The following is an 11956-nucleotide window of genomic DNA, read 5'->3' as shown; positions in this document are numbered from 1 at the left end:
AGAGATGGGTATTTCATGGACAGATGAACAGAAATCAGTCATTAATTCCAGACATGGTAATCTTCTGGTATCTGCTGCGGCAGGCTCCGGTAAGACGGCTGTCCTTGTAGAACGGATTCTTGAGATGGTCATGGGAGTTGATGCAGATGGCAATAAGGCAGAGGAGAAAATCGATATTGATGAGGTTCTGGTTGTAACATTTACCAGAGCTGCGGCAGCCCAGATGAAAGAGAAGATTGCGGATAAGCTTGAGCAGGCAGCCGAAGATCATCCGGAGGATGAGCATATCGTTAAGCAGTTATCCCTGCTGCCACGGGCAGATATTATGACGATCGACAGTTTCTGCCTTGGAATCGTAAAAGACTATTTTCAGATGATCGGGATCGATTCCTCTTTTGATATAGCAGATAATGCAGAGATGGATCTGATCAAGAATGATATATTGGATGAAGTATTAGAACAGAAATATCAGGAAGCATCCGATGAATTTATCGGACTGGTAGACAGCTTTGCGAGAAAAGAATCGGATGAGAAGATCCGGGAGCTGGTCTATCAGATCTACCGGGTCGCTTCCGGTTATCCGAAGCCGGAACGTTGGATAAATGAAGCAGAAGCGGCACTTGAAGTATCAACAAAGGAAGAATTATATACCTTAAAATGGTATCGGGATTATATGCAGATCGTAGCAGACACGCTTGATTCAGCGATCGGTCAGGCAGAACAGTGCTTAGAGATTGCAGACGAAGCAGATGGCCCTGCAGGTTATGATCCTATTATACGTTCAGATCTGGAATTACTGCGGAATCTGAGACAGGCCGAGGATATGGATGAGGCATATAAACGGGTTTCCAAATTTTTCAATCTGAAGCGTATCGCAGCCTGTGATCCGGAGAAACAGCAGTATGTAAAGACGACTATGCAGACCTATCGTGGAAGTGTAAAGGACATGATGGCATTGTTTCGTCCGACAGATGTCATACTTGCAGAATGTGCGATGATGAAGGGACCATTGTCAGCGTTATTATCCCTGACACGTTCCTATATGGATCGGTTAAAGGAAGAGAAGCTCGACAGGAATCTGTATGAATTCCGGGACATTTCAGAATTTGCCTATGACATCCTGTGTGCAGGAACGGATGAGAATGGCTGTGTGATTCCATCGGAAGCAGGAAAGACGGTTGCCAGACGGTATCGTGAGATCCTGATCGATGAATATCAGGACAGCAACTTTTTACAGGAGGATATCTTAAATTGTGTGACAGGTCACGGAGAAGATCGGAAGAATATGTTTATGGTGGGGGATATCAAGCAGAGTATCTACCGTTTTCGTATGGCAAGACCGGATCTGTTCCTGAATAAATATAATACATATTCTGACCGGGAAGATGCAGAAGATCAGAAGATCCTGCTTTCGAATAATTTCCGAAGTGCAGGAAAGGTGATTGATACGATCAACCAGATCTTTGAACCGTTGATGTCAGAGAATCTGGGCGGGATCGATTATGATGAATCGGCAAAGCTGCATATCGGAAGACAGGACAAGAATAATATGGGGTATGGATCCGAGATCCTGATCGTAAGGAATGATTGCGCAGATCCGGAGAAATCCCAGCCGGAAGAGATACGGTCGTTAACAAATGTGGATATAGAGGCACGGATGATCGCAGATGAGATCTATGAGTTAGTGAAGGGTGATAAACCACTTTATATTCCGGATGGAGATAACGGAGAGACCAGAAGGGTTTCTTACCGGGATATTGCGGTATTGATGCGAAGTGTGAAGAAGAATGCGAAAGCCTTTGAGGAAGCATTTGCGGAGCGTGGGATTCCATTATTTGTAGAGAGCGAGAGTGGATATTTTGATGCGATCGAGATCAGTACCCTGCTTGATATGCTGGCGGTAATCGATAATTCCCATCAGGATTATGCACTTGCAGCAGTCCTTCGTTCACCGCTTGCAGGTGTAAAGGAACAGGAGCTTGCAGAGATTGTAGGTATCTATGACCGGGACTTCAAGGATCATGAGAAGAATCTGGTGCGGACGGCGAGTTTTTATCAGAAGGTCTGTTATTATGCAGAAAAGCCGGACTCAGAAGCTTCAGAGGAGCTTCGACAGTTTCTTCGTATGCTGGATAGCTGGAAGGCAGATAAAAACTATATGAGTATCAGTGAACTGCTTCATTCGATATTGGAGCAGACAGGATATTATTGGTTTGTTGGCGCGATGCAGTCGGGAAAACGAAGACAGGCAAATATCGATATGCTGATCCAGAAAGCGGATACCTATGAGGACAGCAGTTTTCGTGGATTGTTTAATTTCCTGCGTTACATGGACCGGCTGAAGACGAATGATCTGGATTTTGCAGAAGCGTCGGTGCTTGGAGATGATGACGATTCTGTTGTGATGATGACGATGCATAAGAGCAAGGGACTGGAATTTCCGGTTGTATTTGTCAGTGGACTGGCAAATCGTTTTTCGAATCTGGATGCCTTATCTCCGGTGACGGTAAATGCAGACAGCTATCTGGCAGGTTATGCGATTGACCGGAAGAACCGTGCGAAGAAGAAAACATTTGCAAGAGCGGCTATGCTCAGTGTCATGAATGCAGAGAAGCTGGCGGAGGAGATCCGTATCTTATATGTTGCCCTGTCAAGAGCAAAAGAAAAGTTATATATGACAGCGGCGGTAAAAGGCCCCGGAGCGGAAAAGGCAGTCTTTGATTATCCGCTGCAGACTGATTTTCTTATTGAAGCGTCCGGACAGATGCGGATGGAGCTTCCATATATCACCAGAATGGAAGCCGGCTGTTTTATGGACTGGATCTTATCGGCGTTATCTATGCATATCGTATCAGAAGATATTGTATGCAGAAAGGATACTTATGCAACCTGGGTACTTGCAAAGACCGGCTATCAGAATCAGATACCTGCCGGGACAAATATAGATATGTCAGAAAAAAAAGCTGTACAGACAGAGGATGAACTGCAGTTATATGAAAAGTATAAGGAACTTTTAGATTATACCTACCCATATAAAACAGAGCAGGCAGTAAAAAATAAGATGTCCGTTACAGAGATCAAACGACTTGCACACCGCGGAGAGGAGAATCCGGGATCTGACCTGTATCAGCCGCCTGTGACAGAAGCAGAGCTTACAATACCGGTGCTTCATTCCCGCATGAAGGAGGAGCCTGTAAAAGGAAATGAGATGGGTACTGTGATCCATAAGATCATGGAGCTTATTGATTTTACAAGAAACAGCATGGATGAGATCAGAGAGCAGATCCGGTCATTTTTTGATCATGGATATCTGGAAGAACGGTACAGAGAGCATGTTCGTGCAGATAAGATTTATAACATGGTCAACAGCCCACTCGGAATCCGTATGGCAGAAGCACAGAAGAACCATACCTTATACCGGGAGCAGCAGTTTTATATCGGCATGAAGCCGGAAGATATATCACCGGAGTATAAAGGCAGCAAGGATATGGTCGTAGTTCAGGGAGTGATCGATGCCTATTTTCTGGAAGGAGATCAGGTGGTTTTAATGGACTACAAGACAGACCGGGTGGATCAGATATCGGATCTGGTCAGCCGTTATCATGTACAGCTTGATATGTATGCAAAGACGATACATCAGCTTACCGGAAGAATGGTAACAGAGAAGATCATCTATGCCTTTCATTTTGATGACAGTATCAACTTATAAACAGTAAAATGTCCGCGGACAATCATATAAAGAAGATGGCAGCCTGTTACTATGCAGAGTATTTTCAGGCTGCCTTTGGTATATTTATATTGTAAAGAGATTAGGGGCTTGGTATAATTAAAACCAAATGGAAAGAAGTATTTTGATAAATGACAGACCAGATAGAAACGATGGTGTGACAGATAAGAACCGGGAGAAGATAAAGAATGATAATAGCCAATAACTTAAAGAAAATTTACGGTAAAGATTTTGTGTCCGTAAACAATTTAAGCTTTCATATTAAGAAAGGTGAGATCGTCGGATTCGTAGGGCAGAATGGTGCGGGGAAGACAACAACGATCAAGATGCTGACCGGTATTTTAAAACCGACAGAGGGCAGCGTTCAGATCAATGGTCATGATATCCGGAAAGAGCCGCTTGAGGCAAAACAGTCGATTGGATATATTGCAGATAATCCTGATATCTTTTTACGGTTAACAGGACTGGAATATGTAAATTTCATTGCAGATATTTATGGTGTATCAGAGACTGACCGTAAGAAGCGGTTAGAGGAAATGGTTGGGCGTTTTGGTATGGAAGACAGCTTAAATAAACAAATGGTCAGCTATTCGCATGGTATGCGCCAGAAAATGATGGTAATAGGCGCATTAGTACATAAACCACCGGTCTGGATCTTAGATGAACCGATGACCGGATTGGATCCGAATGCGGCATATGAATTAAAGAAGATGATGCGGGAGCATGCGGATGAAGGTAACTGCGTATTTTTCTCAACGCATGTTCTGGAAGTTGCAGAGAAATTGTGTGATAATATCATCATGATCAAGAAAGGTCATGATATCTATCAGGGAACGCTGGATGATCTGGTTGCCGCACATAAGAATAAGTCACTGGAAGATATATTTATAGAAATGACACATGAGGAATAGAGTGCTTATGAAGAATTTTTTGTATTTGACCAGAGTAATGGCAAAGGATACAGAGATGACGATGCCGGACACCGGAGAAAAAGCGAAGGCATATAAGACACTTGGTTCACTTGCCATGTTCTGTATCATGGTTCCCTGTTGTCTGGTCGTTGGATTTATTGTATATATTATGACAGAAGCACTGATAGAAGCCGGAGGAATGACGGAAGGTGTAGAGCTGATCATACAGTTGATGTCCGTATTTGGCATGATCTTTTCGGTAATGGTACTGTTTAATGTATTGTTTTTTTCATCGGATCTGGATCATCTGCTTCCGCTTCCGGTAAAGCCGGGTGAGATCGTAGCAGCCAAATTTGTAAATGCATATATTGCAGAGAGTGTTATGGAGTTTATGGTTTTATTCAGTGGCTTTATAGGTTACTTCATAGCTGCCGGATTTAAGTCGGTATCTGCACTGACTGCATTGGTCGGAGTTGCACTGCTTCCGATCCTTCCACTTGTATATTGTGGAATTTTTGCCCTGCTATGTATGGCATTTTTAAGCCGGATAAAACTGTTTCGGAATGTGGATGCCGTGACAGGACTGGTAACCGTTATTTTCCTCGGACTTTTTTTATTATCGTTTATTCAGATGGACAGCATCAATATTAACAATTATATTGATGGTCTGATGAATCATAACAATATGTTTACAGCAATCATGGGAAAGATATTCTTTACGGTTCCTGTATTCTTAAAAGCACTTGAAACGAACAACATTGCATATTTCCTGCTGTTCATCCTGTTAAATGTGGTTATGGCAGGTCTGTTGTTTTTCCTTGGAAGTAAGTTGTATCTGCGTGGCGTATATCTGGTTTCATCTGTCGGAAAAGCAGAGAAGAAAGAAGATGTGGTTTCTGATGCAGCTTATGTGAAAAAAAGTATTCGCAAAGCATATTTTCTGAAGGAATGTAAGATACTATACCGGACACCGGCATATCGCAAATATTGTGTAATGGTAAATATTATATGGCCGGTTCTTGCGGTGGCATTGTTTGTTCTGCCTGCGACGAAGAATTTTATGACTTCATTTGAGAAGCTGCTTTCCAAAGGTTTTGTAGCATCCGATCTGATCGTATTATTGCTGGTACTGATCATTTCCTTCTTTGCAACAGCAATGAACAGTATTGCATCGACCTCGTTTACAAGAGAGGGAGATCATTTCAGCTTTATCAAATATGCACCGGTCAGCTATCGGACGCAGATCGGGATCAAGGCAGGTGTCAGTCTGGTATACAGCGGCATCACAGTTGCAGTAACGATCATTGTGTTGTGCATCTGTATGCATATCAATGTGCCTGCGGCCATTTACTTTATTGTGATCGGGTTCTTATCGGTTGTATGCTGCACCTATATCGGACTCTGGCTGGATGCAACACATCCGAAGCTGAACTGGGAAGATGAATACGGAGCGCTCAGGGGCAATCTGAATGCATTCTTTAATATGGCGATTGCTATTCTGGTATCCATGATCCTTTGTGGAGTCGGTTTTTGTTTATTTAAGTTTACAAAGATGGATTCTCTTATGATCTTTGCAATCTATCTGGTAATTCTCGGCCTTGTGACATACAGGATCCGCAGAAGTGCCATTATATATATAAAAAAGAGTATAAGCAATGACTTATATGTTTAGGAGGCATAAAAATGAAAGATAAAAATGCATGGAACAGTTATGACAAGGAAGAACTTGCAAAGCTGGAAAAATTATGTAAATCCTACCGTGAATTCCTGGATACAGGAAAGACGGAGCGGGAATGTGTAAAAGAGATCGTAAAACAGGTGAAGAAAGCCGGATATGAAGATATTCAGGATGTTATCAAAGAAGGAAAGAAGCTGACAAAAGGTTCAAAGGTATATGCAGTATGGATGAATAAGACCGTAGCGCTGTTCAATATCGGTAAGAAGAATATCGAAAAGGGTATGAACATTCTTGGCGCACATATCGATTCCCCACGTATGGATATCAAACAGATCCCATTATACGAGAAAGAGGGATTTGCTTATCTGGATACGCATTATTATGGAGGAATCAAGAAGTATCAGTGGGTAACCTTACCACTTGCTATTCATGGTGTAGTTGCTAAGACAGACGGAGAAGTTGTAGAAGTAAACATTGGGGAAGACAAGAATGATCCGGTATTTTGTGTTACCGATCTGCTGATCCATCTTGCCGGTGCTCAGATGGAAAAAAAGGCAAATAAAGTTATCGAGGGAGAAGAACTGGATATCTTATTTGCAAGTAAGCCGTTAAAGGGAAAAGAAAAAGAAGCCGTAAAGGAACAGGTGCTTGCACTTCTGAAGAAGAAATATGGAATAAAGGAAGAAGATTTCATTTCAGCAGAGCTTGAGATCGTTCCGGCAGGAAAGGCAAGAAACTGCGGAATTGATGAGAGTATGATCATGGCATACGGACAGGATGACAGGGTATGTGCATATACATCTATGGTTGCGATGCTGGAAGCAGAAGATGTAGAAAAGACGACCTGCTGTCTGTTGACAGATAAAGAGGAGATCGGAAGCGTGGGTGCAACCGGAATGCAGTCTCATTTCTTTGAGAATACAGTTGCTGAGATCATGAATGCGATGGGCTGTTATAATGAACTGGCCCTCAGAAGATGTCTGGCATCCTCCAGAATGTTATCCTCTGACGTATCCGCAGGTTATGATCCAACCTTTGCAAGTGCATTTGACAAGAAGAATGCAGCTATCTTTGGTGAAGGCATGGTATTTAACAAGTTTACAGGAGCAAGAGGCAAATCCGGTTCCAATGATGCAAATGCAGAGTATCTTGCAGCTATCCGTAAGGTAATGGATGATGCCGGAGTATACTATCAGACTGCAGAGCTTGGTAAAGTAGATGTTGGCGGTGGCGGTACGATCGCTTATATTTTATCATTATATGGAATGGAAGTTGTGGACTGTGGTGTGGCCGTATTAAACATGCATGCTCCATGGGAGATCACTTCCAAAGCAGATATTTATGAAACTAAAAAAGGATATGTAGCATTTTTATTAGGTGCATAAGAAAACTATGAAGCAGTTACATTCAAAAATCAGAATGATCATATTAATAGCAGTAGCCGTGATGATACTTTTTTCACCACGGCTTGCTGTGTTTGCACAGGAGAATTTTACATCAGATTACAGTCAGACCAAGTACACAGAAGATGACGGTTTTGAAAGTGGGGAAGCAAACTGCATCAGCCAGTCTGCCAGTGGATACATATGGGTCGGCACGGACAGCGGACTGTACCGTTATGATGGAAGTCAGTTTCGGAAATTTTCACTGGGAGAAGACAGCGACAGCAGTTCCTATATGATCAACAGTATTCTTGCGGCATCGAATGGGGATCTGTATGTAGGAACGGAAAACTATGGCTTATTTATTTACAAAGACGGACGCTTTAATCGTATATCGAATTCAACAGAGGATGAGATTACGACCGTCCGTGGACTGTATGAAGATGAAGAAGGAAAAATATGGCTTGCTACTTCATCCGGTATTTATTATTACGAATCCGGTGAAATGACGCTGGTTGCGGATGATGATGTTGTTGCACCGGATGTAACAGCAATCAGTGGATATCGTTCTTATGTATATGCGATCGTGAATAACGATACGATCGTAAATATCAAGGATGATCAGATCGTAAGCAAGATCAGTAAGATGGAATACACAGAAGAAGATCTGAACAGCCTTTTTGTAGATGAGAATGGGGAACGGTATATTGGTACGGTAGGTCATACAATTATACATCTTACGACGAACAAAGATTTTGAATTATTATCAACAGCGGCACTGAGTGGTATCAATAAGATCCAGCGGATTGATAATAAATTGTGGGTCCTTGCGGATGATGGTGTTGGTTATATTAACAAAAATAAAAAAATGAAGTATGTCACCGGTCTGGAATTTAATGAGTCGATGAGTGACATAATCCAGGATTTTGAAGGGAACTACTGGATGACCTCATATCGAAAAGGACTGATGCTGTTATCCAGAAGTAAATTCCAGAATGGAAGCATGAAATATGGTCTGGATGAGACAATCGTCAACTGCATTACGGAGTATTGCGGAAAGTTATATATCGGTACAGATGATGGCCTGCGGATCATAAATGCAGACGGAACTCTTGACCGTGACTCTGATCTTGTCACAATGTTAAATGGAAAAAGTATCCGTGATTTCTGTGTGGATTCAAAGAATAATCTGTGGATCTGTTCCTACCGAATTTATGGTGTTATCAAGGTGAACAGTAAGGGTAAATACAAATTCTATAATAAGAGTGGCGCGTTGTTGACCAGTAATGCTGTCAACTGTATCATTGAATTAAAGGATGGCAGCATGGCGATCGGAACCGAGAGCGGTATTTCCATATTGAAGGATGAACAGGTAACAGTCAGCTACGGCAGATTTTCCGGTATGGAAAATGCAGATATCATATCCCTGTATCAGGCGGAGGATGGAACCTTATATGCAGGGTCCAATGGTTCCGGTCTTTATACGATAGACATGGAATCTAATCTGAAAAAGATATCTATGTCAGAGGGACTGAATTCGAATGTTGTTTCTTCCATTGTTGGTGGAAGCAATGGTATCTGGATCGGAACAGATAATGGACTTTATTATCAGGAGGGCGTGATCCGTCAGATCAGTGCAGTTGATCCATCGAATTCTGTGGCAAATCTGATATTGGATCAGGCAGGAGACCTCTGGATCTTCGGTTCCCGTGGCATCCAGAAATATTACGAAGGAGATCTGTTAAGCTCGGCAGATCCGAAATGCGAGATATATACGAAAAATGATGGACTGATCTCTGATATTACGGATAATTCAACGAATTATATCAGTGAAGATGGAGTTGTCTATGTTTGTTGTGATACCGGCTTCAGTATGCTGGATCAGAATCAGGTATTTACAAATGAAGTTCCACCGAAGGTACGGATAGCTTCTGTTACGATAGATGATAAAGAGTATGCGTTCTCGGATCTGGATGGTAAGATGACCGTTCCGGGTGATACGAACCGAATCGTGATCAAGTTCTCTGTTCTGAGTTATGTAAATCGTGGGGATATTCAGGTAAAATATTATCTTGATGGATTTGACGATAAAGACCGTGTTGTTTCGGGTACGGATAATCTGGAAGCAGAGTATACAAATCTGGAGGGCGGAAATTATACATTTGTGCTTTCGGCAGAGAATTCTGATGGTGTTGCCTGTGAAGAACCGCTGTCTTTTGTTATTGTAAAACAGTTGAAATTCTGGGAGACTCCATTTTCCAGAGTTCTGATCGTGGTATTGATCATAGCAATCTGCGTGGCAGTGATATTTGTAGCCCGGTATGTGATACATCTGCTTGGCAAAAAGACGGAGCAGGTAGAAGAACTCAGCAAGAAAAATGAACAGGCAGAGCGTTCTAACCGTGCAAAGAACGATTATGTGAACTATCTGAATCATGAGATCCGTGTACCGTTAAATTCAATCCTTGCGATCAGCGAGATGCTTTTGCGGAATGATGAGGCAAAGACGGAAGAAGAGGTAAAACAGTTATCCACGGTATATGGTTCCAGCTACGAGATCCTTGGTATAATTGATGGAATTTCCAGACTATCGAATTTACAGGATGGAACACTGGAATTGCAGGAGAAAGAATATGCGGTTTCAGATATGATCGAGGAGCTTGCAGTTCAGTTTAAGGAAATGATCAACCGGGATCTGGTTGCCTTAAAGGTAAGCATTGAGGATGATATACCAAATGGTCTGATCGGTGATCGTGATAAGGTGAAGGAGATCCTGATGAATCTGTATCAGAGGGCTGCAAAGACCACCAAAGAAGGTTCGATCAGCATTGAAGTGGACTGGAGAAAGATCGCTCCGGAAGAGTGCGACAGACCGGACAGCATTTATCTGGATATCGTGATATCAGATACCGGAACCGGAGTAAAGGAAGAACGTCTGGACAGCTTCTTTGATCTGGACGATTCTTATGACAGAACTGATATCGGTAATTTTGATATCAGTATCGGACTGGCAATCGCAAGACAGTTGATCGAGAGTATGGGTGGAACCCCGGAGGTTGACAGTACCTATGGAGCAGGAACCACGATACGCTTCTCCATTATACAGCAGGTATTTGATTACAGCTATGTTAATTATAATGTAAGCAAACGACGGGAGCAGGCATTCCGTAATTCGAATTCAAGAATCTGGCTTCCGGATGTCAGGATCCTTCTTGTGGACGATTCCGATGTCAGTATACAGATCCAGAAGGTTATATTTGATTCCTATGAGCTGATCTGTGATACTGCTTCATCCGGATTCGAAGCGATTGACAAGGTTATGGTAACTCCATATGATATGATCTTCATTGATACAGTCATGCCGGTTATGGATGGTGCAGATACCGTCCGTGAGATCCGGAGCCTGGATGGAGAAGAATACAAACGGGTTCCGATCATTGCACTTTCAGAAAACAATATAGACAGCAGCAGAGATGAGATCATAAAGCAGGGCTTCAGTGACGTACTTGTAAAACCGTTGGAAATGGATGGAATCGAAGGGATTTTCCGTCTGTTCCTTCCGGAGGACAAGATCAAGGAAAAGACAAGCAATATCAGACAGTATATCAGCGAATCCAGATTTAAGGATGATGTTTATATTCTGGAGAACAGCATTGTAGTTGAAAATGCATTGAAGATGATCGGAGGCAATTTTGATACCTTTAACCGTTTTATTGCGGCATTCAAGGAAGACTATGAGCCGGATGTAGATCGTCTGGAAGAATATATTGATGATGATGTCAGACGGTATCGGAATATCATTCATGATATCAAGAGCAGCAGTGGAAATATCGGCGCATACAGCATCGAACGGAAAGCTGCAAATCTGGAGTCGGCGATCAATATAGGAAATATGCAGTATGCAAAGGAAAATACGCATGAATTTGTATCCATGCTGAAGCGTATGTTTAAGGATATCGGACTATATCTGGCGAAGATCAATCCGGTTGAACAGCAGGAAAAGACAGTCAGGGATGCAGTGGATCGTGGACAGCTCAAAGATATGCGTACATTTTTACGGGATGCCGATGTTGGAGCTGTAAAAGAAATACTGGCAGAAATCGACCGATACGAGTATAATGATGCTGATATTGAGTTCTTAAATGCACTGAAGATGACGGTGGATGCCATGGATTATGAAGGGGCAAGTGAGATTATCGATCAGTATCTGAACAGTAAGTAAAATACCATTGTGTCATGCATGAAGCCATGTATGACA

At 42.4% G+C, this 11956-nt stretch carries 5 protein-coding genes; all 5 read left to right on the top strand.

Annotated elements, in window-relative coordinates:
• Positions 1 to 4 precede the first annotated feature (4 nt).
• The 5 genes from addA to DXA07_RS05870 all read left to right on the top strand — a co-directional run bounded on the left by addA (position 5) and on the right by DXA07_RS05870 (position 11920).
• Entirely contained in the window at positions 5 to 3709 is a 3705-nt protein-coding gene (gene addA, locus DXA07_RS05890) for a helicase-exonuclease AddAB subunit AddA (RefSeq protein WP_118483831.1), read from the top strand.
• 206 nt (positions 3710 to 3915) lie between these two features.
• Positions 3916 to 4638 carry an ABC transporter ATP-binding protein gene (locus DXA07_RS05885; protein WP_117808372.1) on the top strand — a complete coding sequence of 241 codons (723 nt, stop codon included), beginning with the start codon at positions 3916 to 3918 and terminating at the stop codon, positions 4636 to 4638.
• 7 nt (positions 4639 to 4645) lie between these two features.
• The gene (locus DXA07_RS05880) at positions 4646 to 6310 is read left to right on the top strand and encodes a hypothetical protein (RefSeq protein WP_226801091.1); all 1665 of its coding nucleotides are present in this window, start codon (positions 4646 to 4648) and stop codon (positions 6308 to 6310) included.
• A gap of 11 nt (positions 6311 to 6321) precedes the next feature.
• Positions 6322 to 7701 (top strand): aminopeptidase, encoded by a 1380-nt coding sequence (locus DXA07_RS05875; RefSeq protein ID WP_021944036.1) that lies wholly within the window; start codon positions 6322 to 6324, stop codon positions 7699 to 7701.
• Positions 7702 to 7708: 7 nt separating this feature from the next.
• Entirely contained in the window at positions 7709 to 11920 is a 4212-nt protein-coding gene (locus DXA07_RS05870) for a hybrid sensor histidine kinase/response regulator (RefSeq protein WP_242996128.1), read from the top strand.
• Positions 11921 to 11956: the final 36 nt, after the last annotated feature.

Source organism: Clostridium sp. AM54-37XD, assembly GCF_003478225.1.
GTDB lineage: Bacteria > Bacillota > Clostridia > Lachnospirales > Lachnospiraceae > Coprococcus > Coprococcus ammoniilyticus.
The sequence above is the reverse complement of the archived record's forward strand: the minus strand, read 5'-3'. Positions and strand labels throughout refer to the sequence as shown.

Coding starts and splice junctions, on each gene's coding strand:
- DXA07_RS05875 (WP_021944036.1), top strand. CDS start 6,322: ATGAAAGATAAAAATGCATGGAACAGTTATGACAAGGAAGAACTTGCA.
- DXA07_RS05870 (WP_242996128.1), top strand. CDS start 7,709: ATGAAGCAGTTACATTCAAAAATCAGAATGATCATATTAATAGCAGTA.
- DXA07_RS05880 (WP_226801091.1), top strand. CDS start 4,646: ATGAAGAATTTTTTGTATTTGACCAGAGTAATGGCAAAGGATACAGAG.
- DXA07_RS05885 (WP_117808372.1), top strand. CDS start 3,916: ATGATAATAGCCAATAACTTAAAGAAAATTTACGGTAAAGATTTTGTG.
- addA (WP_118483831.1), top strand. CDS start 5: ATGGGTATTTCATGGACAGATGAACAGAAATCAGTCATTAATTCCAGA.